A 24,867-nucleotide genomic window follows, 5' to 3' on the forward strand; every position below is an offset into this window, starting at 1 on the left:
TTTAGTAGAATTGAAACCAATCCTTCTAGCTTAAAAATAACATATTTAACGTACCTTTAATAAAAATAATGTGTTGAATACACCATATGTATTCAGAATTTGCTAAAATATAAGAATAATAGATCGTTTACAGCTGAAAGAAAGGAGAGCGGAGATGGCTGATTTTGAAATCGTTAGGAAATCCAGCTTTTATTTTATTGGCATGAGATGGACAGGTACTTATGAAGCGGCTGCACAGGGAGACATTTTTCCGTTGATTGAGGAAGCGCGTGACAGGCTTTTAAGTATGGGGATTGCTCAGGGAAGTTCAGATTTCATCGGTTTATCCTATCAGGACAGACAGGACGGTTTCACATATTACTTTGGCACAGAAGCTCTTGGAAAAAAGACGTTCCCCTCAGATATGCACAGAATCATTGTTCCTTCCCATGATTATGCGGTAACCGAACATAAAGGACAGCATGCCTGGAAAAGTTATGAGAAATTAAAAAAATGGGCAACTGAGCAGGGATTACAGGTCCAACTCAACGGGCTCGACCATATTGAGGTATACAACTCCGACTATAATCCATATAAAATGTCACCAACTTTAAAAATCGGTATCCCTGTAAAAAAACGCTGACCTTGCAATTAAAAACTGCTGAAAGTAAAATAACTTTACAGGATAAAAAGCATCTGACTCAGATGCTTTTTTAACGCTGAAATATTAATATGTCTAGCTTCAGCACTTATAACAAGTGTCTGAACTTTTCAAATCTGGAGGTAACCACTTATGACAGGACGCAATGAAAAAGAGCTTGAAGGAGTTAATCTGCTTGGTGAAATGAATGTTCCCTATTCTTTTGACTATGCACCTGAAGTCCTTGAAGCATTTGATAATAAACACGTAAACAGAGACTACTTTGTGAAATTCAACTGTCCTGAATTTACTTCACTATGCCCTAAAACGAATCAGCCGGATTTTGCGACGATTTATATCAGCTATATTCCTGATCAGAGAATGGTTGAGAGTAAATCATTAAAGCTTTATCTTTTCAGCTTCAGAAATCACGGTGACTTTCATGAAGACTGCATGAATATCATCATGAACGATCTGATTAAACTGATGGATCCGCGCTATGTTGAAGTCTGGGGGAAATTCACTCCACGCGGCGGGATCTCAATTGACCCATACGTAAACTATGGCAAACCTGGGACAAAGTATGAAGAAATGGCATTTCACCGTTTGATGAATCATGACATGTATCCGGAGACGATTGATAACCGATAGGGGATTAGTGGGGTTAAAGAATGGGGTCACATGAAAATGGAGTGTTTTGTGACCACGGTAATCTGCTGAGAAAGAGATGTCTTAATAAGGCGTCTCTTTTTATTTTTATCAATTGCATGGTGCTGGACGACATGATTAAGGCTCAAGAAAATTTGAAGGAAGCAGAAAAAGCTTTGAACGATGCTGAGCAAAAAATTACTTAATTAGAAGTGCAATAGTTATCAAAAGAGGAAGAGGCTGCAAAGGTAAGTGAATTTTTGATAAAGGAGGGGGGGTATTTTCACCATTTATTGATCTTCTTGTTGTAGAATAGGCGAGTAGCACCTTAAGCCACTCGCTAAGCTGTAATAAATCTCCGATACGAGACAGATATTAGATGCTTTTCATCCTACAAAAACAAGTCTCTAGATGTTTCGATAATTGTTGGATTGAAATAAAGTTTTGGGAAACCATTAATATTAAAGTTGATCAAAAGATTAAAGAAGGTGCTAGAGAGAATGATGTTAAAGTTTTGCTATCTCTACTGGATTTGAGTAATTTTGTCCAGTAAAAGGATGCTGTAGCGCGAAAATTGTCGTAAAATTTTTAAACTATCATAAGTGTCCCTTCAAACTTATGATAGTTTAAATCATGATATAGTTAAAAAAGTTGATATACACCTCATTTAAGGGGATGTTGAAATGGCCATGCGAAAGAGAATCGAATTAATAAACATTGACGGTGCTTGTCATAAGGAATGTACAAAATGCGGTAGCATTAAGAAATTAGAAGAATATAGCAACGATAAAAAAGGAAAATTAGGCAAGCAATCAGCCTGTAAGGTTTGCAGAGCTAAGGATAATAAGGAATATTTAAAGAATAATGCTGAAAAGGTTGCAGCTACTAAAAAACGTTACAGAGAAGAGAATAAGGAAGCTTTCAAAGAAAGGGATTGTAGGTATCGAGAAGCCAATAAAGATCGTATTAGGGAGTATATGCGGCAATATCAACAATTGAACGCAGAAGCTATAAGGGAGAGAAAGAGTCGGTGGCATTTTGAAAATAAAGACGATCAAAATGGGAAAGCACGTCACTACTACAGTAAGCATGCAGGAAAAATAAGAGAACGTAATAAACAGTACTATTTGGAAAATATAGATGTAATAAAAGAAAGAAACAAAAAATACATAGTTAAAAACACTCAAGTAATAGCAGAGAGGAAGCGGTTATATGCAAAAAAAAATACAGAAGCCATTGCAGCTTATAAAAAAAAATGGCAGGAAGACAATGGTCAACGAATAAGAGAACAGCGTAAACAATTTCGTCAAGAGAATGCTGATAAAATTAAGGAAAGTAAACGTAAGTATTATAAGGAGAACCCTCACATAAAGGTAGCTAGCGGACAAAGGAGAAGAGCTAGGTTAAAAAAGTTACCTTCTGATCTCGCAACTGCACAAGCATTCGAGATATTAAATCTCTTTAATGGGTGTGCCATTAGCAATTTAGATGAGGGTACGCATTTAGATCATTTTATCTGTTTGGATACAGGTCATGGAGGTACAACTTTAAACAACATGCTGCCTATGGCTTCAAGTTTGAACATCTCAAAAAATCATTATAACCCTTTCGAATGGGTACAGAATAAGGACGTTGCGGCTCAGCTAGATATTAAGAAGTGGCATACTGCACTTAAATACTTAGCTGAGCTTAATGAAATGACAGTAAAAGAGTATAGAGATTATGTTAACTATTGTTATACACATCCAAGAGACTTATCGGAAGAATCCTACAAAGAGGATGAAGATAGAGTAACATAACATCAATGGCCAGAATAGGTAAAAGGGGTCAGCATTAAAAACCCGATACCAAACTGTTTTGTTAATATTTAGAACGTTAGAAATTGTTGAAACTCCTTTTATTTTCCTATAAATTCAGACGCATTGTTCTTTAAAACGTAATTATTAGTGCAGCGTTCAAGGGAATTATTAAATAATAGTAGTGAGAGGATAGCGATTGTAGCTACCCTCTTTTTACTTAGAACAAAAATAACCTTTGAATTTAATTGAAAGATACAGAGAGCATTGCAGAATGCTTAACATAATTTATATGCGTGGAGGGAGAGGAGAAATAAGCGATAAAATCATTGATAAGAATGTGAGGCTAACAAGTGTTCATATATTTATAAAACAGTTACCAAAAACATGGATTTGAGATATAGAATGATTAGAAAAATTAAATGTTCACTTCAACTCGTGGAAGGGGTATATTTTAACATATTCCCCCTATTATTTTGTGTATAGGATGGGTCTCTTCTTTTTATTGAAAAAATCACTTTATAGAAAATGTAAAATTGAGGTAAAGCCTATTTAGTCTAATATGATACAATTTAACTACTGAAAAAGAATTAGAAACGGAGAGTGTGAAATTATTATTATGGAAAATAATCAGATGTCTAGGAGGCTTCACTATTTATGAAAGCAACAGAGTCTATCATTCAGCCAATGATTGAAGGTACAAAACAATATGTAATCCCACTATTCCAAAGAACATATAGTTGGTTAAATCCACAATGGAAGCAATTGTGGGAAGATATTCAAGATATTCGTTTAACAGATGAAAATAGGAGTCATTTTATAGGTTCAATAGTAAGCATGTCAATTGACTCTGAACCGCATGAAGTACAACAGTACTTAGTTATAGACGGTCAACAAAGACTAACAACACTCTCTATTCTATTAATAGCTATTAGGGACAAAGCTAAAGAAGAAGGTAATATAGACCTTGCGGAAGAAATACATCAAAATCTACTCGTAAATAAATGGAAGAAGGGTAATAGCTATTATAAGCTTTTACCCACACAATTAGACAGAGCAGCATATAAATCTTTAGTTGATTCAATTGCTCTTGAGGAGAAATCAAATATTGGAGAGGCTTACGAGTATTTTAAGAAAAAAATTAGTAAAACCGAAATTGAACTAAATATGCTTAAATCACTGGTGTCAAATAGACTCTCGCTGGTAAGTATCGTCCTTGCTTCCGATGATAATCCGTATTTAGTGTTTGAGAGTTTAAATGCAAAAGGTAGACCATTAACTCAAGCTGACCTGATTCGGAATTTTTTCTTTATGAGAGTTAGTAACGATAAGCATGAGGAAATATATCAGAAATATTGGAAACCAATGCAAGATTACTATTTAGATTCGTTAACAGAATATATTAGGCATTTTTTGATGAGGGAAGGAAAAATAGTAAGAAATACTGAGGTTTATTTAGAGTTAAAGAATTCAGTTAGTAATGGAAATGTAATTGAGCATATTAAAGAGTTGTATCAACTATCAGACTATTACAAAATTATAAAAAACCCAAAGTTTATTAATGATCCTACTATAAGGAGAATGTTAAATAGACTTAACAGACTCGATGCAGGAACATCATACCCTTTCTTTTTAAATATGTTCACCTTATATAAAAGGGGATACTTATTAGCGGAAGACTTTGTTAGTATCGCAGAGATAATAGAAAATTATTTAATAAGAAGGTTTGTCTGCAACATCCCAACAAATGAATTGAATAAGATTTTTCCTCTCCTAATACAAAAAGTTCAGGGTTTTTCAGGAAAAGAGCTTATAGATGAGATAAAAGCTTTCTTACAGAATAAAGGTTATCCAAAAGACCCAGAATTTAGAGATAATTTACTTGCAACTCGCTTATATGGGGGTGGAGATAGAGCAAGAAAGACCAAGTTTATTCTCGAATCTATTGAGGAGTCGTATAATCATAAAGAGAAAATAAATTATGATAATCTAACCGTTGAACATATTATGCCACAAACGATTTCTGACCCTTGGAAAATCGCTCTAGGTGATGAGTGGGAGAACATACACGATACAAACTTACATGTTCTGGGGAATTTAACATTGACAGCCTATAACTCTGAAATGTCTAATGAACCCTTTCAAAAGAAACGAGAGAATTTGGCTAATAGTCATTTAGAAATAAATAAAACATTTAGAAATGTTAATAATTGGACGATTGGTGAAATTAAGGCAAGAACAAATTTATTAGCTGATAAGAGTTTACAAGTATGGAGTTATTTTGGTTCTAAAAGTAATGAAATAAAGGATGTAAAAGGTACTTCTCCTAGGTTATTAACAATTGCGGGAAATAATTATGAAGTCTCAAATTGGAGAGAGGTGTGGGTTACAACTCTTAATACAGTGATTCAGTTAAATGATTCTAACTTTTCAGTTATTCAGGAAAAATACCCGAATTTGTTTTCTCCAGATATTAATAAATTCAAAAGGAGAGGGGTGTTACAAAATGATATGTACATTAATGTTGATTTAAGTGCCAGAGATGTTTATCGATTAAGTCTAAAGGTAATAGAAACCATTAACTTGCCAAAGGAAGAATGGGAGGTTGAATTGGTTGTAAACTAATGCTTAATTAAAGTGGATGGTTTTCACTGTAAACAGGTATACTTTTCTTACAAAATGGAAGTTATAGTATTTTTAAACACTCTAACGAGTATCTACCTAAGATAGTAGACGCTTTTTACGGATCAAGGTAGTTTATACTATTAATGAAATATCGATTTTATTCACTTTCCTTTTAAACTATTTTTTGTATAAATGTAGTATAATGGTAAAGAAAAACCTCACACATCATCTCACTTGAGGGTTCATATCCGCTCCAGCTAATCTGTGTTTTAATTATTTTGCTGGTTAATCAATAAGTAAAAATTATTTTATACAAACAATGCCCTCACGAAATTTTTGTTTGTGAGGGCGCTTTTTTAAAAATTACTGATTTTTGCTATTGTGCCCCAAGGAAAATGAGCGTCTGCAGCGGGAATCAACAATCTCGTATACAAAAGTCTGGTTTTACTTGTCCTTACATCCACCCACTCACATAATACCTCAGCTGTTTCCTCCACCAATTCCAATCATGATTAACGTCATCTCCCCAGAAATCAACGCGTGCAGGAATGGATTTCTGTTCCAACACCTGCTTTAATTCATGCGTATCTGCAATCATTTCATCCTCAAATGCACCCTGACCCGTACAGATGACAAGACGACTATTCCGAAAAGCCTCCAAATAGCTTTCATCGTTCAGCCCGCGTAAATAATGCAGAGGAGAATGGAAATAAATCTTTTCATTCATTTCTTCCCCAAAAAAGTATTTCGTTGAATAAACGCCACTTAATGCAAGTAAACCATCGAAATGATGAGGGTGTCGAAAATAAATGTTCGCACTATGGAAAGCACCCATTGAGCATCCAGTGATCCACAGTTTTTGATCATCTCCCTGATTATTCCACTTGCTCTCATTTAAAATAGAAGGGATAAGTTCGTTTGAAATATAGTCATCGTATTGATTTTGACGATTCATGCGGGCGTATATATCAGGGTCTGCTGAAAAAAAAGTCTCTTCATCAATTCCATCACATGCCCAAAGTTGAATCTTACCTTCATTTATAAAGTCACTTAGGACTTCTACCATTCCGTTATCTTCAAATTGAAAAAATCTGCCGCAAGAAGTAGGAAAAGCTAAGACAGGCTTACCACTATGCCCGTAAACTTTAAATTCCATATCCCTTTGCAAAGCATGGCTGTATTCCTTATGGTATGAAACCTTCATGTTAATCCCTCTTTTCCTCCTGCACAAAAGCAGTAATTGCTTCTACCTCTTCAAAGGTTTCGGCTCTAAATTGGTACGCATAATTTCCCATAGCCTGACTAAATACATCCTCAATACGATTATGCTGAACCAATTGAGATGAATAAGAATGAAGGATATCATCGTGACTGAACACATAGTTCTTATGGTTTTTTCGACTGGCATAAGCAGTAAAATATTTACCTTCCTGATTGCAGTCCACCTGGTTGAGTACAACTAAATTCGCCCATTCTTTGTAAATATTAATATCATAAGTGTAATTAATCGAATCTGTCATCCATGCGCCTGGGGGACGCATGTTTACTTCTAATCCGTATAGTTTGCCGTCTTTTAAGGATTTGAATAATTCGATGTGAAAAAATCGTTCTTTAATTCCGAATACTTTTAAAATACTTTGCCCGGCTTGCCGCACATTGCCAGGGACTTCCTTTAAACAATAATAGTGTAAGTGATCATCGGAATTTACCACAGTCATTATGTTTTGATCGAAAAAGTGTGACGCATCAAAAAGCACCTGTCCATCCCGATCGACTAATCCATCATAGGTAAAAATATGTCCATCGATAAATTCTTCTGCAATAAAAGCGCCAGAATCCCTATTGTGATTGAAAAACTGAACCAGTTCATCATGATTCGTAATTTTTGATGTCATGCTTGCACCAGATCCATGATCAGGTTTAATGACAATCGGATAATCAACCTCTTGTAAAAATTTTTCGACTTTTTCTAAATTAATTTCTTTGACGCTTCGAATCTTTGAAATATCACACTGATCAAAAAACATTTTCATTTTCGATTTATGAATAACCTCGTAAACGGTATCGAGTTTTGTTCCATAAATATTAAAATCGGTTCGTATTTTTGCTTCAAGTTCAAGCCAGTAATCATTTAAGGATTCAAAACGATCTATTTTTCCATATTTATAAATAAACAAACCAACACTTTTAAACACGTCCTCATAGTTTTCCAATTGAGGAATTTGAATATAATCCGTCAATGTGTTTTGCAGCTTGGTCGAAAGTTGATCAAAAGGAGTGTCCCCAATTCCAAGGACGTTTGCACCGTTTTTCCTTAAATATACACAAAATTCTGTACTGTTCTGAGGGAAATGAGGTGAAAAGAAAATGATGTTCACTGTAAGTTCCTCCTTCAAGGTTTCAACTTAATCTACCTTATTCCTAATAGAGAGGCAAGTACTAGAAGTAAGCTTCCGCCATAGAAATTGATAACCAGTTCAGATAGAAAAATAATGGTAGTGACATTGAAGTATGAAGTGATTTCATTCCAATTGGCGATATTTCAATTAATCCATGTAAGGCCGGCAGACGTGTGCAGCAGGTTTTTGTATGTCTGAAAAAAGAATTGGGGAAGATAGATAAAAAAGGAAGTGGTATTCTTTGCAGCATCAGACAGAGAAAATTGAGCAGCAGCTCGCACACATACAGAAATGGCTGGAAGATAAAGATAAAACACTTGAATATGCAGCAATCTATGAAGAGATTTCAAAAATGGAGAGGGAATTGCTGCAGTTAAAGGAGAAGCGTAAATGAGTGACTGGCTAATGGTCATCATCAGAGGCCTGTTGATGGTCATCGTTTTATTTGTGTGTACCAAATTACTGGGGAAGAAGCAGATTTCACAATTATCTTTCTTTGAATATGTGACAGGTATTACGATTGGAAGTATTGGTGCAGAAGTGATTACAGGGTTGGACCGGAAATTCCTGCATGGCGTCCTTGGCATACTGTCATTTATCTCAATTCCGCTTGCAGTGGATTACCTCTCTTTAAAAAGCAAGAAGCTGAGGGACATTGTTGAGGGTGAGGGGACAGTATTTATTCAGCAGGGTAAGTTGATTGAAGGGAACTTAAAAAAAGAGCGTTATACGACGGATGAATTAATGGAATTGCTGAGAAGAAAAGATATCTTTTCTGTGTCGGATGTCAACTTCGCCATTCTTGAACCTTCCGGAGAGTTGAATGTGATGTTGAAAAAATCCAGGATGCCTGTCGTGCAGGAGGATATTAAAAAGATCTCTCAGGAAGGGAAACCCGCCGAAACAATTATTATGGATGGAAAACCTATTGAAAAGGCACTCAATTCTATTAACCGGGATGTTGACTGGCTAAGAGAACAACTGGAGAGGCGAAGTGTTAATATCACAGACGTGTTTCTTGCGCAGATTGAAGCTGACGGAAAGCTATTCTTAGATCTTTATGATCGCTCTGAAGATGAAAGGGAATTGGTCTCACTGCTTGAAAAATGCAGAGCAGAGTTTCTTAAGATGAGTAAAAAATCTTCTGAAAAGGAAGGGCTGTTATTTCATAAAAATGCCGAAATTCTTGAGGAATGTATAAGGACGGTCCGACAGCATGAATAATTATTCAAACGCAGGAATCATTAAAAATATCTGAAAACGTACACGATTCTGTATGAATTGAAACTCCTTTACATGCTGTTTGAGAGGGCGTATAATGCGTTTTTGTGAATGAAAAATGCTGAAATAACGTGCTTTTAAATAATCCTTAAAATGAAGGAGGTATTTCGTATGAAGAAGCTTATTACGTTTTTATTAATGAATCTCGGTGCATTTTTTGTTGCTGTGAATGTTCACTTTTTCTTATCACCGAACAATCTGGCCACTGGTGGCGTCAGCGGGATGTCGATTGTGCTTAATTCGTTAGTTCCGGGAATTTCAATAGGACTATTTATGATTTTAGTTAATATTATTTTATTTATTCTGGGCGTCATTTTTTTAGGATTTCAATTTGGCACAAAAACGATTTATACAAGCTTTGCACTGTCAGGGTATGTATGGCTGCTTGAATGGCTTGTACCCATCTCAGCGCCACTCAGTGATGATATTTTAATACAGCTGATTATTGGTCAGTGTATTGCAGCGATTGGTATGGGGATTGTTTTTCACCAGCGGGCATCTACTGGTGGTACGGATATTATCGCAATGATTTTAAACAAATATATCAAAATTGAAATTGGCCGGGCTGTGTTGTTTTCTGACCTTGCTGTTGCACTTTCGTCTTCACTGTTATTTGGACCGCAGGCAGGCATGTACGCTTTCTTCGGTGTTATTTTAAACGGACTGATGATCGATTACACACTTCAGCAGTTCAATGCTAATAAAGAAGTTGTGATTATCAGCCAGAAGAGCGCGTTAATCCGGATGTTTATTGTAGGTGAACTTGGCAGAGGTGCAACCATTCACACAGCCAAGGGAGCTTTTAACTATGAACAAAAAGAAGTCATTACGACGATTTTAGGACGTAAAGATTTATCACGTCTAAAAAATTATGTTGGCAAACAGGATGAGAAAGCTTTTATAACGGTTCACAATATGAACGAGATATTGGGTCAGAATTTCAAAAGACTTGCTTAAAAGAGACAGCTTTCGGGCTGTCTCTTTTAAATTGTTGTTCATTAAATGGTGCATATTCGCGTCTCCGTTTTTAGATTGTTGTGTGATATGATGAGCCATATATCAGTACGGGGTTGTGATTATAATGACTGAACATCCAATTTATCAAAAAGCAGAATCATTTATTAAACAATTTTATATAGAGAATCAATTCAGTTCAGAGGCTTGTAACAACAGGCTTTCTGAGATAAAAAAGAGCCTGTCGGACAGTGGAAGCTATGAACATACGTATGAAGAGCTTGAATACGGTGCGAAGCTTGCGTGGCGAAATAGTAACCGGTGCATCGGTCGCTTATTTTGGAACAGTCTGAACGTATTTGATATGCGTAAAGCTGATACTGAAGAGCAGGTGAAGGAAGCTTTGATTCAGCATATAGCTTACGCAACTAATGATGGGAAAATCCGTTCAACGATTACGGTATTTAATCCTTCAGAGACTTCTGGCGATCCGGTCAGAATTTTTAATCATCAGCTGATCAGATACGCAGGTTACCTTCAGGAGGACGGAAGGGTCATGGGAGATCCTCATTCTGTGAAAATGACGGAATTTTGCCATGCGCTTGGCTGGAAAGGCGAAGGAACCGATTTTGATGTATTACCTATTGTGATCCAGATTAAAGGGAATGACCCTTATTATTTCGATGTTCCAAAAGATTTAATCAAAGAGGTGGAGATTACTCACCCTGACTCCGCAGCATTTAATAAGCTTGGACTGAAGTGGTATGCAGTACCAATTATATCTGAGATGAAGCTTGAAATAGGCGGGATCGAGTATCCGGCAGCGCCTTTCAACGGATGGTACATGGAAACAGAAATTGCAGCGCGGAATTTTACTGATGAAAATCGATATAACATGCTGCCGAATACGGCCAAAGCTTTTAACCTGAGTACTAAACTTCAATCGACAATGTGGAAAGACCGTGCAGTGCTGGAACTGTGTACGGCAGTGATGCACTCATTTAAGAAAGCGGGGGTCAGCATTGTAGATCATCATACAGCAAGTCAGCAGTTTGAATTATTTGAGCAGAGGGAAAAAGAGGAGAACAGAAAAGTAACAGGCGACTGGACCTGGCTGATTCCTCCCGTATCTCCTGCTTCGACACACATTTTTCATAAGCAGTATGATAATACGTGGAAATCACCCAACTTCTTTTACCAACCGTCCTTGCTTCAGGAAAGTAAAACAAGTGAATATACCTGTCCGTTTATGAAATGAAAAATAAATGAAAGATCAAAAAAAGAGTGAGCATGTGCCCACTCTTTTTTGACTGTTACTATTTAGCTGCTTTTTGCAGTTTATCAATAACTGATAGTGATTTACCTGTTCCGATCGCAACTGATTCAAGCGGATTCGGAGCAATGTGTACAGGTACGACGATTTCTTCGCTCAGCCACTGCTGAAGACCATTCAGTAATGCGCCGCCTCCTGTAAGAATTACACCACGGTCCACAATATCACCGCTTAGTTCTGGAGGACAGTTTTCAAGTGTGGAGCGGATAGCCTCTAAGATACTGAAGAGTGATTCTTTAATTGCAGACTGCACTTCAGTGGACTGTAATGTGATTGTTTTCGGAAGACCAGTCACAAGATCCCGCCCGCGAATCTCCATTTCTCTCATTTCGTGCTCGATTGGCGCATGACTCACTTCCATTTTAATCTGTTCAGCTGTACGCTCACCGATTAATAGGTTGTAAGCCTTTCTGACGTGCTGAATGATGTCTTCGTCCATTTTATCTCCGGCAACGCGGATTGTGTTACAGGAAACAACTCCGCCGTATGAAATAATGGCTACTTCTGTTGTTCCTCCGCCAATATCAACAATTACGTTTGCAACCGGCTCACCAACTGGAAGATCTGCTCCGATCGCAGCAGCAACCGGTTCTTCAATTAAGTGAACCTGCTTCGCACCACTATGTTTTACAGCATCCTGAATTGCTCTTCTTTCGACTGAAGTAGCGCCTGAGGGTGTACAGACTACTACACTTGGTTTACGCATTGAGAAGCCCATCGTTTTACTGATTGATGACATGATGTGCTTCAGCATTTCAGTTGTAACATCAAAATCGGCAATCACACCATCTTTTAAAGGGCGGACAGCGATAATATTGCCAGGTGTTTTACCAATCATATTTTTAGCATCTGTTCCGACTGCCAGAACTTTTTTTGTGTTAACATCGATCGCAACAACCGAGGGCTCGTTCATAATAATTCCTTTATTTTTACTATATACAAGTATGTTAGCAGTACCTAAGTCGATACCGATTTCAGCGTTTGAAAACATAATTAATTCCTCCATCATCGTCCGGATTTTGCAGTATTCTCCGAGTAGTATAGACTAATTTCCAGAATGCGTAGAGTGACAAAGGTAGGTAGACGGAAATGTTACACGTGTCAAAATATATCAATCCGGACATTTGGAGCGACTGAATCCTTTTAAAACAGTAATCACAAAATAATTGGGATTGAGTCTTTTTAGCTTTGTAATAGAATCATAATGGTTTTGTAACGAAAAAACCCCTTTCATATAGTCATATGAAAGGGGTTTTCAACACCTTTTCTAACTTTTATCCCCGTTAGTGGGTAATTTGAATTGGCTCATCTCCTGTTGCATTGTGAGACTCATTTCCTGTAAGTGAGCGATAGACTTCCTGACTTTACCAAAAGAAATTTGCTGTTCTTCAGCTGAGGCAGAAATTTCTTCGGTTCCTGCTGCAGTTTCCTCTGTAACGGCTGAAACATTTTCCATGGATGCCGTTACTTCTGAAGTATAAGATAATGACTGCTTCATACTTGATGTGAGTGAATGTAATTCATGATCAATTTCCTGAACTTTAAGTGCAATATCTTCAAAAGCTTGTTCAGTTAAATTCATAGAATCAAGCTGTTCTGAAGACAACCTTTTTCCAGTTGAAGCAGCATCTGTAATACCGGTCATCCCGTTTTGAATGTTTGTGACCATTGCCGTAATTTTTTCAGTTGCTTCTGATGACTGTCCTGCAAGTTTTTTCACTTCATCTGCAACTACAGCAAAACCTTTACCCTGTTCACCGGCTCTGGCAGCTTCGATTGCTGCATTCAGTGCTAACAAGTTTGTCTGATCAGCGATTTCTCTTACAAATTTAGCAGCATCCTGAATTTCAGTCGTGAAAGCTGAAAATGCCGAAAGTTCTCTTGAGATCAGAGAGGAAGCTTCTGTATTTTCAATTGTAAATGTTTTTTGTCTTTCCAGTGACTCACGGCCTGCTTTAACAGATGCTAATGCCTGACTGCCTTTTTCAGCAGAACGTTCTGCGAGTGCTTCGCTTTCTGTAAATGTGTGATTCAGTTCAGCCATCTTTTCAGATGTAGACTGAATGTCTTCTGATATAGCCTGACTGCCTTTAGCAAGGTCGTCAGTAGAGGCGGCAATTTGATTTCCGCTTTCTTCTAATTCACTTACTTTGCCTGATACATCTTCTGCAAAATCAGCAACGCGGGTGCTTGTCTGGTCTACTGACTCTACTGTTTGTCGCAGACTGAGAATCATTTCTCTGAATGAATTGTACAGCAGATGTATTTCAAATTTTGATTTACCCGACTGAACTGGAATGTCTACAGTCAGGTCACCTTCTGCAACACGTGATGCCTGATTCAGCATTGTGTGAAGAGGGCGGGTGATCCTGTTTGAAATGATCGTCGCAGCAGCAATTGAAATCGTGATAATGATCGCCACTGCACTGAGTGCCACAATCACAATCATAGATATCTGTCGCGTGTTCTCTGCTAATGTATTGCGATACCAGTCGTCTGCCAGTACTTTAAGGTAGAATACATCATTGATGATTCCGCCAACCCGGGCAGACTGGCGGCTCGCTTCGGCAATATCTCCCTGATCAAGTGCAGTTCCAGCATCAAACTCCAATTGATCAAATTTATTCTGAATGGTTAGAAGCTGGTCTTCCAGTGATGATTCAGGTAGTTTTGTATATAATTCTTCCATCAGTGAAATCGTACTATTCATCTGATTTTGAGTTGTTAAGCGGTTATTTTCAGTCGGACTGAGACTGAAATTGGCCAGGGACTGCTGAATGATTAAGAATTCACTATTCAACTGCTCCAGGTCTGTCAGGATTTCTACATCCTCTTCTCCGGAAGCATTCAGACTGACCATTTGCCATACAATGAATAATATGATCGCAGTAGAGAGGATTAATGGAATAAGTGATAATAAATATAAACGTTTGCGCAGTGTCATAATAGCTCCTTTACTGGACGGTTTCAGGTACTGCTATTTCACCTGAAATAATTTTCTTTCTTGTATCCATCATTAGCGCCTGCCCTGTTGTATCAAGCTGGAAAAGCCTGATCTCTGCTAGACCGACACCATCTTCAGCAAGACCCAAATGGTACTGGTCAGCTGATAATTCACCTTCTGTTAGTTCCTGCAGGAGGTTAAAAACTGATGTATCAATATTTTTAACCATGGAAGTCACTACAGACTTCTCAGCTGTATAGAACTGATCAGAATCGACTCCGGCAGTAAAAACTCCCTGATCCTGTGCTTCTAAAATTGCGCCTGTCCCCGTATAACCGGCAGCAGGATAAATAAAATCAGCACCTTCTTTAATTTGGGCATCAGCAAGTGAACGTCCCAGGTCTGCATCGCCAAAACTGCCTGCATAATCGGAGATAATCTCAATCTCAGGATTGACCGATTCTGCTCCGGCACGGAACCCGGCTTCAAATCGATTAATAACAGGTGCGTCAACCCCACCTATAAATCCAATAACACCAGAGTCCGAAGCTAACGCTGCTAGTGTCCCAACGAGGTAGCTGCCTTCGTGATCTTTAAAAGTCATTGATATGATATTATCCACATCTGATACGCCATCAATTAATATATACTGCTGATCCGGATATGTAACTGCAACCTCCTCCAGTGCTTCCTGTACAGAAAAACCGAGACCGATAATTAAGTCATAATCCTGTTCTGAAAGCTCCTGCAGATGTTCGAGATAATTACCTTCAGGTGCTTCACGATAGTCAAATAGTATATTAAGCTCATCTCTGGCACGCACCAGTCCGTTGAAAGCACCGTCATTAAAAGAGCCGTCTCCCAGTCCGGTGTCTGAGAGCATAATGCCTACTTTAGCCGCAAATTCTGTTTTTGTGTTTTGTTGTTCTGTGCAGGCTGATAATATGAGCACAAAAATCAGGACACTAAAGCCCAAAAATCTTTTCATTCTTCAATTTCCTCCAATAGCTAAGCTGATTTCACGAAAGTTCTGATCCGTTTAAATAATTGAATGACAGGTGTTACCGAAATCCACATACTTTTATACTATCGACAAAAAACCTCTCACTTTAACAAAAAAGTGAGAGGTTTACATAAAAAAATATATTGAAATAATTGATTAAGCATGTGGTTTAGGGGTGAAGAACTTCGCCAGCTCCTGACTGTGAAGTTTACGAGCTTTTCGATGAGAAGCGCGATTTTCGGCAGTTTCGTTCAGCCAGATTTCTTCTTCAGTTTCCGGAATCACATCAGGAACTTTAACCGTATTGCTATCACTGTCAATCGCTACAAAAGTCAGAAATGAAATAGCTGCGACAGACTGGTCACCTGACAGCAGGTTTTCTGTCGTCACCCTGACGAAAACTTCCATGGAACTTGTGCCTGTGTAAGAAACAAAAGCTTCCAGAGTGACTGCGTCACCTACTCGGATCGGCTTTAAAAAGTCGACAGAATCAGTTGAAGCAGTCACGACTAAAGAGCGTGAATGTTTTGTTGCAGCAATAGAAGCAACATTATCGATATACGCCATCAGCTGTCCGCCGAATAATGTCCCGTGGTGGTTTGTATCAGGCGGCAGCACGTGGCTTGTCTGTATTGTTCTGCTTTCTTTCATCGTTTTTTTCATAAAGTCACTCCTCTAAAAAACCAGACCTCTCTGCTGCTGAGCGCAGCAAAGAAATCTGGTGTTTTTTAATATTCGTTGTGTTCAGGCCTTGGGTCAATTCTCTCTGCATCCTTTGTGTTCAAAGGAAGACGCAAAAAGTACATTAACGCTCCACCGACCAATCCGATCAGCGCACTGAATCCAAGCAATACTGCAGTCATATAAGCCATCAGCTGGAGCCTCCTTTCACCTTACAAATAATTGTATCAAACTAATTATAAAGGATAACAGGTGAATAGGAAATGGTTTTTAAGATAACTTAAAATGCCCAGTCACCATTTCTGAACACTGGCTCTGATGATCCATCTTCAGAAATGCCATCAATATCCATCTTTTCTGATCCAATCATGAAGTCAACATGTGTAATGCTTGAATTAAGTCCTTTTTCAGCCAATTCTTCTTTTGAAGCGGTCTTGCCACCTTCAACACAAAATGCATAAGCACTGCCGATTGCCAGGTGGTTAGAAGCATTTTCATCAAAGAGAGTATTGAAGAATAGAACATTTGACTGAGAAATTGGTGATTGGTGTGGTACTAGTGCCACTTCACCAAGACGATGAGAACCTTCATCTGTATCAATCAGTTTTTTCAAAATATCTTCGCCTTCTTCAGCCGTCACGTCTGTGATACGCCCATTTTCAAATGTGATTTTAAAGCCGTCGATGATATTGCCGCCATAGCTTAAAGGTTTCGTGTTAGTAACATAACCTGAAACACCATCTTTATGCGGCACAGTAAAGACTTCTTCTGTCGGCATATTAGCCATGAAGGTATTTCCTTTTTCATTCACGCTTCCTGCACCAGCCCAGATATGGCCAGCGGGCAGGTCAATCGTCAGATCAGTTCCAGGTGCTTTGTAGTGAAGCTGCTTGTATTTTTTATTGTTCAGGTAATCAGCTTTTTCATGAAGTGTCTCATCATGCTTTTTCCATGCAGCGACCGGATCTTTCTGATCTACTCTTACAGCTTTGAAAATCGCATCCCAGAGCTTCTCAATTGCTTCGCTTTCTTCCACATCAGGAAAGACCTTTTTAGCCCATCCGGCAGATGGAGCAGCAATCACGGTCCAGCTGACTTTGTCAGACTGAATATATTGACGGTATTTTTCCAGTGCCTGTCCTGCAGCACGCTGGAAGTCTGATATTCTCTGAGAATCAACACCTTTCATCAGGTCAGGACTCGCAGAAACAATATTCATAAATGCAGCGCCTTTATCTGCTAAAGCTTCACGCTCAAGCTTCTTCCATTCAGGAAATTCACTGAATGAATCAGAAGGTGCCATTTCATAGCGCATACGGGATACTTCGTCATCAGCCCAGTCAACAAATACCTGACGAGCTCCGGCTTCATAAGCTTTTTTTGTTACAAGCCTGACAAACGGAGCGTTATCAATTGAAGCGCCTATGTACAATAGTTGATCTTTTTGAACATTAACACCGACTCTTACAGCAAGGTCAGCATATTTTTCGAACATTTCTGAATGACTCATGATTCAAAACCCCTTTTCGTATTTAGTTACACTAAACATTTTAGCAGTCAATGGATAAAAATCAAAAAATAACGTAAATGACACATTTGCAAACTGCAATATGTGAGCAGAAAGTTCTAAAGACAGCAGGCTTTTAGCCGATAAAGAACATATAGAGATAGAAATTTAGTGATTGTGGGTGAATGTTTTGGATAAATCCTCGTTTATTGGAGTCATTTTGGGATTGATAGCAGTTGGAGTCGGCATGATTTTAAAAGGAGTGCCAGCTACTGCTTTATTAAATGGCCCTGCATTTTTAATTATTATTGTCGGTACAGTGGCAGCTGTGACAATTGCTTTTCCAATGTCGGAATTGAAAAGAGTCCCAAAATTGTTCGGGATTATTTTTAAAGAAACAAAAGGTACTGAAGTTCGAGATGTGATTCGGATGTTTGGAGAATGGGCAGAACTTGCAAGAAAAGAGGGCTTACTGGCACTTGAATCTAAAACGTCAGAAATTGAAGATCCGTTCTTAAGAAATGGTCTTGGTCTGGCAATTGACGGCCAAAATGCTGACTATATCAGAGACGTGTTGACAGAAGAAATAGATGCAATGGAAGACAGACATCTTGCGGGAGCATCGATTTTCTCCCAGGCTGGTACATACGCACCTACGCTTGGCGTACTCGGAGCCGTTGTAGGTTTGATCGCGGCACTTGGACATATGGACGACACCGCGGCACTTGGTGAAGCGATCGCAGCGGCATTTATCGCAACATTATTAGGGATATTCACAGGTTATGTACTGTGGCATCCATTTGCTAACAAATTAAAACGTAAGTCAACAAAAGAAGTAATGGTTAAACATATGATGATCGAAGGGATTTTATCTGTTCTGGAAGGTGAAGCACCAAGGGTAATTGAACAAAAGCTTGCCTCATATCTCCCTGCCAAAGAGCGTGAGCAGCTGATGGCTGAAGGCGGTGGCAAACAAGATGAAGAAGCGTAAAAAAAGAAAACACGAGGAACATATGGATGAAAGCTGGCTGATACCATATGCAGATATTCTGACATTGTTACTGGCGTTATTTATCGTTATGTTTGCCAGCAGTACGGTGGATGAGGCGAAATTTAATCAGATGTCCCAGGTATTTAATGAAATATTCGCAGGTGGCGATAACGTATTAGACTATGCCAGCCTTGTGGAAACAGAAGATACTGAAGATGATATAGACAATGCAGAAGGTGCTGACCCTGAAGAACTGACTGAGGAAGAACAGCAGATGCAGGAGTTTTTACAGGAACAGTCTGAGCTTGAAGATGCTGTAGCAGCTGACTTTGAAGAGCTAAGAGGGATACAGGGTCAAATTAATGAATATATCGCAGCAAACAGCCTCGGTGATCAGTTCGACACGGAACTGACCGATGAAGGGCTTCTGCTTACAATCCGTGATAACGTTTTATTTGCTTCCGGATCAGCAGATGTCAGATCAGAATATCAGGGTATCGCAGGAGACGTTGCAGCTTTACTTGAATTTGACCCTCCACGAAATGTGATTATCACCGGTCACACTGATAATGTGCCAATCAGTACTGCAGCATTCAGTTCGAACTGGGAATTAAGTGTCATGCGTGCAGTCAATTTCATGAAACTTGTCATTGAAAATCCGAATCTTGACCCGCGCTGGTTCAGTGCAAAAGGATTTGGAGAATTTCAGCCGATTGCATCAAATGATTCAGAAGCAGGCCGCGCACAAAACAGACGTGTAGAAGTTTTAATCCTTCCACGGGTTACAAGTGACGGTACGATCACGAATACACCTTAACTGCCGCATATTGCGGCAGTTTTTTATTTGGCCGCATGTGCACGGTGGGGACGGAGGTTAAAGTGTCATGAGATGACACTTTAACCTCCGTCCCCACGGTGTACACGTAAACCACGGGGGAGTATTGCATTATTTTTATCAGGAACAGTTTAATCTACTAATGTTAGGGAAAAAGTTTTACAGTTTACCAAATATACTATATTTAGGAGGAGATCCTATTGGAGGGATTTATTAGTGGAGTCACTGTGTTTTCAGAGTGGTTGTGGGGTATCCCATTAATTGCAGTACTTTTATTTTCAGGCTTATTTATGACTTTTAAACTAGGTTTCTTTCAATTCAGACATCCGTTATACATATTTAAACAAACATTTGGGAGTATTACGAAAAAACCTAAAGGTAAAGGAACAGTAACTCCATTTCAAGCGCTGACATCGGCACTATCATCAACAATTGGTGCTGCAAACATAGTTGGTGTGCCGGCAGCAATTATGTTTGGCGGACCTGGCGCAGTATTCTGGATGTGGGTGATCGCCTTGGTTGGAATGGCATTGAAATTTTCGGAAAGCGCACTTGCCGTTCATTACCGTGAAAAGAATGAAAAAGGCGAATTTGTAGGCGGACCGATGTACTATATGACAAAAGGGCTCGGGATGAAGTGGCTTGGCATCTGGTTTTCATTTGCATTAATGCTTGAATTAATTCCAAGCGTCATGGTGCAGGGGAACTCAGTCGCTAACACTGTGAACGAATCTTTTGGAGTGCCAACACTATGGACAGGTGTCATCATGGCAGTGTTAATCGGAATCATTGTATTTGGCGGTATCAAAAGAATAGGGCAAGTCACCCAGGTGGTTGTTCCATTCATGGCACTAATTTATATTGGTGGCGCACTTGTTATTCTTTTTATGAATCTGGATGCACTTCCTGAATTCTTCAGCTTGATTTTTTCAAATGCATTTTCACCGGCACCCGTTATTGGCGGATTTGCCGGAGCTGCCATAGTAGACGTTATACGGTGGGGCTTTGCAAGAGGACTGTATTCTAACGAAGCAGGACTTGGAACGGCTCCAATGGCACACGCAGCTGCAACGACAGATCACCCTGTCAGGCAGGCATTCTGGGCAGTGTCAGGTATTGTAGTAGATACACTGATTATTTGTACAGCAACTGCATTCGTTATTCTTTCTTCCGGCGTCTGGACAGACGAAGGTGCGATGGAAAACAGCAGTGCGTTAACAACGATCGCTTTTGCAGATTACTTTGGTGAATTTGGCAGTATTCTTGTCACGGTCTCACTTGTATTTTTTGTATTTTCAACGATTCTGGTTGTTATCTTTTACGGTGCAAAACAGGCTGAATTTCTATTTGGATTGAAAGCCTCTTATGTAATACAGGTTGTATATATCGTGGCAATTGTATTTGGAGCAGTCGGCGCAGCTGAAATGATTTGGAACTTCCTTGATATTATGCTGGCCATGATTCTTCTGCCGAATATATTTGCAATTTTAATGTTAAGTAATAAAGTGAAAGAACTGAAAACAGAATTTTTTACATCAGATAAATATTATTTAAAGGATATTGGGAAAAATAAAAAGTAATAGGATCAGAGTGCATTCGCTTTTTACGGCGAATGTGCTCTTTTTTGTGAAACTTAGTTTCTAAATGATGAATTAAGGATACACATTAGAGTAAGAATGTAATTACTGAAATTAGTGATTCTAAAGATAGTGATAGAGGGAAGAGGAGGGGTTTTGATGATTAAAGACCTTAATAATATGTGGAAAGCAAGAACATGGATGAAAACAAATGTACCGTTTTTATACAGCTGGCATGCTTATGTCGGATACGAACTGGATTTATTTGAAGCATTTAAAAAGCCGGTCAGAGCAGAAGATGTGGCAGATGCATATGACCTTGAAGAGGAACTTCTTAACCAGTGGGTGGAAGTAGGGGTTGCCTTAAAGCACCTGAAAAAAGATTCAAAAAATCGTGTGAAGATCGCAAAAGCATGGAAGCTTCCAGGTTCAAAAAAAGACAGTCCTTCTTCAGGAGATTTACTTAAAGAAATGATGGAACTCCATATCCCTTCACTCCTTCACTATCCTGAATTAATGAAAGAAAAGAAAAGGCAGCACTTTGATAATGAGAAGCATGGATCGACAGTGGCAAAAACATCAACATTACTTGAAATGCTGGCGTTCAGGCTCATTAATCAAAATGTGAAAAAGCATCAGACTGCTTCAATCCTTGATATTGGATGTGGAGAAGGCGGCTATTTGCTGAAGCTGGCCAAGAAACACCCTGACCTCCAGCTCACGGGCATTGAAATTAATAAAGAGGTTGCTGAATCTGCGAAAAAAGCAACAGCAAATTATGATCAGGTGGACATTGTTCAGGGAGACATCCATGAATATGAACCTGATCAGGCATTTGATTATATTATGGTTAATAATCTTTTGCACTATATTCATCCGGAAGAGCGCAAGGAATTTTTCAGTAAACTTAATGAGATTACTGAAGAAAAAGGTGTGATTACAATTATTTCGCCTCTGCAAAAAGCGAAGTACGGAAAGCAGTTTTCAAGTGCATTCAACAGTTTCTTTATGACTTTTGATAACTTGTACCCAATTCCTTCAGAGGAAGAATTAAAAAATATTGCTGAAGAGTGCGGTTTTGAACAGCAAAACCCATTTCCGATTATTCGTGAAGGCGGATGGTTTTTTGTGAAATGGGTAAAAAAATAAAATGTTTATAAAAGTAAAAATGTGGAATATACAATTTGAAGACAATTTTAAGGAGATGTTATAAATGGCTAAAATAGCAACACTAATAACTGATCAATTTGAAGATGTAGAATATACTGATCCTGCAGAAGCATTTAAAAAAGAAGGACACGAAGTTGTGACGATCGAGAAAGAAGCAGGAAATTCTGTTACAGGAAAACAGGGTGAAGCGACAGTTACAATCGATCAATCCATCGACAACGCCAATCCTTCTGACTTTGACGCATTATTTATTCCCGGTGGTTTCTCACCTGACTTGCTTAGAGGAGACGAGCGTTTTGTGAAGTTTGCTAAGGCGTTCATGGATGACAAAAAGCCGGTGCTGACAATTTGTCATGGTCCACAGCTGCTGATTACAGCTAAATCACTTGAAGGCCGTAAAGCAACAGGCTTTAAGTCGATTAAAGTGGATATGGAGTACGCAGGTGCGGAATATCACGATAAGGAAGTCGTTGTGTGCGGGAACCAGCTTGTAACGAGCCGTACGCCTGACGACCTGCCTGCATTTATCAGAGAATCACTCAAATTAATTTAATATTATACAAAAAGCTGAGTCCTTCAATAATGGGGGGCTCAGTTTTTTTGTGAATGACAGACAAATTTAAATCTATTAAGATAAAAGAATTTTTAGATAATACTCAAAAAATGTTCAAATTAGGTCGATATACATATATAATGAGTTTAGTTCTTTAAGATTATAGGGGTGGGGAGCAGGGATGAAAAAGTTAAAGTGGAAATTGTTGTCTGCATTTTTTGTACTGGTTATTTTTATTGGAGGTTTAGCGGCGTTTAATATTTACGCAATTACTGATATTAATCAGGAAACACAGAACCTTCTTGAAGAAGAACTTGTTTTACTTTCAATTGACCAGGAAATGAAATTTAATATTTCTCAGCAGATTGCGCTAACAAGAGGTTATGTACTATATGGTGAACCGGACTATAGAGAACGGTTCGACGAGCTTGCTTTGCGGAATGATGAGTTTGCTGAAGAATTGCAGGCTTATGATGTCAGTAAAGAAATGAAGTCAGTGCTTACAATTACAAGAGTTTGGCAGGAAGGCGTCAATGAGCGCGTCTTTTCAATGTATGACAGCGGTCGTGAAGAAGATGCCAGGGTTTTATTCAGAGCGAATTTTGAACCTACAGCCAGGGGAATTATGGATAGTATTGAGAAGGTATCGACAGCGAGAGAGGCTGAGGTGGACTCTGCAGGAGAGTCAATTATAAATAACGGCGAAAAAACGATTCTGACGGTATTAACGATTTCTGGAATTGTGATGTTATTGGCAATTGTTCTCAGCCTGATTATAGCTGGCCAAATGTCAAAACCGATTACAATGGTGACGAAAAGAATGAAAGCGATTTCCCGCGGTACTCTTCCTGCAGAACCTCTTAAAACAAAAAGTAAAGATGAAGTCGGACAGCTTGTTCATGCGGTTAATGAAATGAATGAACAGCTGAGGGACCTGGTCGGAGGAGTGGCAGGAGTAGCAGTGTCTGTTCTTGAAAAAGGGAATCATCTGTCTGAAAGTGCTGAAGAAGTAAAAGAGGGGAGCCGTCAGATTGCTGTAACGATGAACGAACTGGCTGATGGTGCCAGTGTTCAGGCAGAATCTTCTTCTTCTCTTAGCGAAAAAATGAACGGATTCATTACAATCATTAAGGATTCTGCTGAGAAAGGAACAGAGACGCAGAAGAAAACAGATAACATGCTGCTTCTATCCCAGGATGGAGGAGTGAAAATGAATGAATCAATTCAAAAAGTGAATCAGATTAATACAAGTTTCAAGCAGGCGATGGAAAGAGTAAACGGCCTGGATTCTCAGGCTCAAAACATATCTAAGCTTGTGCAGGTCATTCAGGATATTGCTGACCAGACAAATCTATTGGCTCTTAATGCAGCAATTGAAGCTGCAAGAGCGGGAGAACATGGAAAAGGCTTTGCTGTTGTAGCAGATGAAGTAAGAAAGCTTGCTGTTCAAGTTTCATCATCCATATCTGATATTACAAGTATTATTGGTTCAATTCAGAAGGAGTCAAAGGAAACAGTGGGAGTTCTTCAGGAAGGCTATGGAATGGTCAGTGAAGGGGCAGCTCAAATGGAAGAAACCTCAAATTCATTTGCAAAAATTGATGATCAGGTCAATGAGGTCTCTGAACAAATGAAAATGATTGCTGCTTCACTTTATGAAATTGTAAACGGTTCTGAAGAAATGTATCAGGAGATTGAGCAGGTTGCTTCAGTTTCCCAGGAGTCTGCGGCTGGTATCGAACAGACAAGCGCGAGCGCAGAGGAATCAAGCACTACGATGGAGACAGTATACGAATCGTCTAAAGCGCTCATAAACGACGCCAGAGACCTTCGGGATCGTATTGGTATGTTCAGTGTTGAAGAAGCAAAGGTAACAGAAGAACCGGCAGAACATGATGAAGAAGAGTCACCTGAAGATCATTCTGAGAAGGCTTCATAAAAAAATAAACAT

General features: G+C 38.8%; 22 protein-coding genes. 14 read left to right on the forward strand and 8 right to left on the reverse strand.

Translation table 11 applies throughout. The features are described 5' to 3' along the window. Positions 1–154: 154 nt before the first annotated feature. The 4 genes from E2626_RS13890 to E2626_RS13910 all read left to right on the forward strand — a co-directional run bounded on the left by E2626_RS13890 (position 155) and on the right by E2626_RS13910 (position 5,688). Positions 155–622, forward strand: coding sequence for a GyrI-like domain-containing protein (locus E2626_RS13890; protein ID WP_134382388.1), 468 nt, complete (start codon positions 155–157; stop codon positions 620–622). Positions 623–772: 150 nt separating this feature from the next. After that, a complete protein-coding gene (gene queF, locus E2626_RS13895; RefSeq protein WP_134382389.1) occupies positions 773–1,270 on the forward strand; it encodes a preQ(1) synthase in 498 nt (165 codons plus the stop codon). 680 nt (positions 1,271–1,950) lie between these two features. Further along, a complete protein-coding gene (locus E2626_RS13905; RefSeq protein WP_134382390.1) occupies positions 1,951–3,066 on the forward strand; it encodes a hypothetical protein in 1,116 nt (371 codons plus the stop codon). 654 nt (positions 3,067–3,720) lie between these two features. Then, entirely contained in the window at positions 3,721–5,688 is a 1,968-nt protein-coding gene (locus E2626_RS13910) for a DUF262 domain-containing protein (protein ID WP_134382391.1), read from the forward strand. Positions 5,689–6,142: 454 nt separating this feature from the next. Here the strand turns inward: E2626_RS13910 and E2626_RS13915 are convergent, their stop codons facing one another. Further along, on the reverse strand, positions 6,143–6,892 hold the full coding sequence (locus E2626_RS13915) for an esterase family protein (RefSeq protein WP_134382392.1): 750 nt from the start codon (positions 6,890–6,892) through the stop codon (positions 6,143–6,145). 1 nt (position 6,893) lies between these two features. Continuing rightward, positions 6,894–8,066, reverse strand: a complete 1,173-nt coding sequence (locus tag E2626_RS13920; protein ID WP_134382393.1) for an ATP-grasp domain-containing protein — start codon at positions 8,064–8,066, stop codon at positions 6,894–6,896. A 262-nt stretch (positions 8,067–8,328) separates the two neighbouring features. Here E2626_RS13920 and E2626_RS17250 point away from each other — a divergent pair, with 262 nt between their 5' ends. From E2626_RS17250 to E2626_RS13935, 4 genes are all read left to right on the forward strand, one after another. Continuing rightward, positions 8,329–8,481 carry a hypothetical protein gene (locus E2626_RS17250; protein WP_166786834.1) on the forward strand — a complete coding sequence of 51 codons (153 nt, stop codon included), beginning with the start codon at positions 8,329–8,331 and terminating at the stop codon, positions 8,479–8,481. Next, positions 8,478–9,311: a DUF421 domain-containing protein gene (locus E2626_RS13925; RefSeq protein WP_134382394.1), complete on the forward strand. Its 834-nt coding sequence runs from the start codon at positions 8,478–8,480 to the stop codon at positions 9,309–9,311. Before E2626_RS17250 ends, E2626_RS13925 begins: the two co-directional genes overlap by 4 nt. 168 nt (positions 9,312–9,479) lie before the next feature. Further along, positions 9,480–10,325 carry a YitT family protein gene (locus E2626_RS13930; protein WP_134382395.1) on the forward strand — a complete coding sequence of 282 codons (846 nt, stop codon included), beginning with the start codon at positions 9,480–9,482 and terminating at the stop codon, positions 10,323–10,325. A 124-nt stretch (positions 10,326–10,449) separates the two neighbouring features. Further along, complete coding sequence (locus tag E2626_RS13935; RefSeq protein ID WP_134382396.1) at positions 10,450–11,580, forward strand: nitric oxide synthase oxygenase; 1,131 nt, start codon at positions 10,450–10,452, stop codon at positions 11,578–11,580. Between the two features lie 58 nt (positions 11,581–11,638). On the opposite strand, the gene mreBH is transcribed toward E2626_RS13935, so the two are convergent. From mreBH to E2626_RS13960, 6 genes are all read right to left on the reverse strand, one after another. Continuing rightward, positions 11,639–12,646, reverse strand: a complete 1,008-nt coding sequence (gene mreBH / locus E2626_RS13940; protein WP_134382397.1) for a rod-share determining protein MreBH — start codon at positions 12,644–12,646, stop codon at positions 11,639–11,641. Positions 12,647–12,922: 276 nt separating this feature from the next. Further along, positions 12,923–14,599, reverse strand: a complete 1,677-nt coding sequence (locus E2626_RS13945; RefSeq protein WP_134382398.1) for a methyl-accepting chemotaxis protein — start codon at positions 14,597–14,599, stop codon at positions 12,923–12,925. 10 nt (positions 14,600–14,609) lie between these two features. Continuing rightward, positions 14,610–15,587: a BMP family lipoprotein gene (locus E2626_RS13950; protein ID WP_134382399.1), complete on the reverse strand. Its 978-nt coding sequence runs from the start codon at positions 15,585–15,587 to the stop codon at positions 14,610–14,612. Between the two features lie 171 nt (positions 15,588–15,758). Then, positions 15,759–16,265, reverse strand: coding sequence for an acyl-CoA thioesterase (locus E2626_RS13955; RefSeq protein ID WP_134382400.1), 507 nt, complete (start codon positions 16,263–16,265; stop codon positions 15,759–15,761). A gap of 65 nt (positions 16,266–16,330) precedes the next feature. After that, complete coding sequence (locus tag E2626_RS17255; RefSeq protein ID WP_166786835.1) at positions 16,331–16,474, reverse strand: hypothetical protein; 144 nt, start codon at positions 16,472–16,474, stop codon at positions 16,331–16,333. Between the two features lie 89 nt (positions 16,475–16,563). Beyond that, positions 16,564–17,793, reverse strand: a complete 1,230-nt coding sequence (locus E2626_RS13960; RefSeq protein ID WP_134382401.1) for an aminopeptidase — start codon at positions 17,791–17,793, stop codon at positions 16,564–16,566. 187 nt (positions 17,794–17,980) lie between these two features. Between E2626_RS13960 and motA the strand changes: the two genes are divergently transcribed. The 6 genes from motA to E2626_RS13990 all read left to right on the forward strand — a co-directional run bounded on the left by motA (position 17,981) and on the right by E2626_RS13990 (position 24,855). Further along, positions 17,981–18,781, forward strand: a complete 801-nt coding sequence (motA, locus tag E2626_RS13965) for a flagellar motor stator protein MotA (protein ID WP_134382402.1) — start codon at positions 17,981–17,983, stop codon at positions 18,779–18,781. Further along, positions 18,768–19,598: a flagellar motor protein MotB gene (motB, locus tag E2626_RS13970; protein WP_134382403.1), complete on the forward strand. Its 831-nt coding sequence runs from the start codon at positions 18,768–18,770 to the stop codon at positions 19,596–19,598. Before motA ends, motB begins: the two co-directional genes overlap by 14 nt. Before the next feature lie 218 nt (positions 19,599–19,816). Beyond that, positions 19,817–21,196: an alanine/glycine:cation symporter family protein gene (locus E2626_RS13975; RefSeq protein WP_134382404.1), complete on the forward strand. Its 1,380-nt coding sequence runs from the start codon at positions 19,817–19,819 to the stop codon at positions 21,194–21,196. Between the two features lie 156 nt (positions 21,197–21,352). Then, positions 21,353–22,342 carry a class I SAM-dependent methyltransferase gene (locus E2626_RS13980; protein ID WP_208528152.1) on the forward strand — a complete coding sequence of 330 codons (990 nt, stop codon included), beginning with the start codon at positions 21,353–21,355 and terminating at the stop codon, positions 22,340–22,342. A 64-nt stretch (positions 22,343–22,406) separates the two neighbouring features. Further along, a complete protein-coding gene (locus E2626_RS13985) occupies positions 22,407–22,916 on the forward strand; it encodes a type 1 glutamine amidotransferase domain-containing protein (RefSeq protein WP_134382405.1) in 510 nt (169 codons plus the stop codon). 181 nt (positions 22,917–23,097) lie between these two features. Further along, positions 23,098–24,855 carry a methyl-accepting chemotaxis protein gene (locus tag E2626_RS13990; protein WP_134382406.1) on the forward strand — a complete coding sequence of 586 codons (1,758 nt, stop codon included), beginning with the start codon at positions 23,098–23,100 and terminating at the stop codon, positions 24,853–24,855. The last annotated feature ends 12 nt before the right edge of the window (positions 24,856–24,867 follow it).

It is taken from the genome of Jeotgalibacillus salarius (assembly GCF_004405125.1).
GTDB classification, from domain to species: domain Bacteria; phylum Bacillota; class Bacilli; order Bacillales; family Jeotgalibacillaceae; genus Jeotgalibacillus; species Jeotgalibacillus salarius.

Excerpts from the sequence above, each read along its gene's own strand:
- E2626_RS13890 (WP_134382388.1), top strand. The coding sequence starts at position 155 with ATGGCTGATTTTGAAATCGTTAGGAAATCCAGCTTTTATTTTATTGGC.
- queF (WP_134382389.1), top strand. The coding sequence starts at position 773 with ATGACAGGACGCAATGAAAAAGAGCTTGAAGGAGTTAATCTGCTTGGT.
- E2626_RS13905 (WP_134382390.1), top strand. The coding sequence starts at position 1,951 with ATGGCCATGCGAAAGAGAATCGAATTAATAAACATTGACGGTGCTTGT.
- E2626_RS13910 (WP_134382391.1), top strand. The coding sequence starts at position 3,721 with ATGAAAGCAACAGAGTCTATCATTCAGCCAATGATTGAAGGTACAAAA.
- E2626_RS13915 (WP_134382392.1), bottom strand. The coding sequence starts at position 6,892 with ATGAAGGTTTCATACCATAAGGAATACAGCCATGCTTTGCAAAGGGAT.
- E2626_RS13925 (WP_134382394.1), top strand. The coding sequence starts at position 8,478 with ATGAGTGACTGGCTAATGGTCATCATCAGAGGCCTGTTGATGGTCATC.
- E2626_RS13930 (WP_134382395.1), top strand. The coding sequence starts at position 9,480 with ATGAAGAAGCTTATTACGTTTTTATTAATGAATCTCGGTGCATTTTTT.
- E2626_RS13935 (WP_134382396.1), top strand. The coding sequence starts at position 10,450 with ATGACTGAACATCCAATTTATCAAAAAGCAGAATCATTTATTAAACAA.
- mreBH (WP_134382397.1), bottom strand. The coding sequence starts at position 12,646 with ATGTTTTCAAACGCTGAAATCGGTATCGACTTAGGTACTGCTAACATA.
- E2626_RS13945 (WP_134382398.1), bottom strand. The coding sequence starts at position 14,599 with ATGACACTGCGCAAACGTTTATATTTATTATCACTTATTCCATTAATC.
- E2626_RS13950 (WP_134382399.1), bottom strand. The coding sequence starts at position 15,587 with ATGAAAAGATTTTTGGGCTTTAGTGTCCTGATTTTTGTGCTCATATTA.
- E2626_RS13955 (WP_134382400.1), bottom strand. The coding sequence starts at position 16,265 with ATGAAAAAAACGATGAAAGAAAGCAGAACAATACAGACAAGCCACGTG.
- E2626_RS17255 (WP_166786835.1), bottom strand. The coding sequence starts at position 16,474 with ATGGCTTATATGACTGCAGTATTGCTTGGATTCAGTGCGCTGATCGGA.
- E2626_RS13960 (WP_134382401.1), bottom strand. The coding sequence starts at position 17,793 with ATGAGTCATTCAGAAATGTTCGAAAAATATGCTGACCTTGCTGTAAGA.
- motB (WP_134382403.1), top strand. The coding sequence starts at position 18,768 with ATGAAGAAGCGTAAAAAAAGAAAACACGAGGAACATATGGATGAAAGC.
- E2626_RS13980 (WP_208528152.1), top strand. The coding sequence starts at position 21,353 with ATGATTAAAGACCTTAATAATATGTGGAAAGCAAGAACATGGATGAAA.
- E2626_RS13985 (WP_134382405.1), top strand. The coding sequence starts at position 22,407 with ATGGCTAAAATAGCAACACTAATAACTGATCAATTTGAAGATGTAGAA.
- E2626_RS13990 (WP_134382406.1), top strand. The coding sequence starts at position 23,098 with ATGAAAAAGTTAAAGTGGAAATTGTTGTCTGCATTTTTTGTACTGGTT.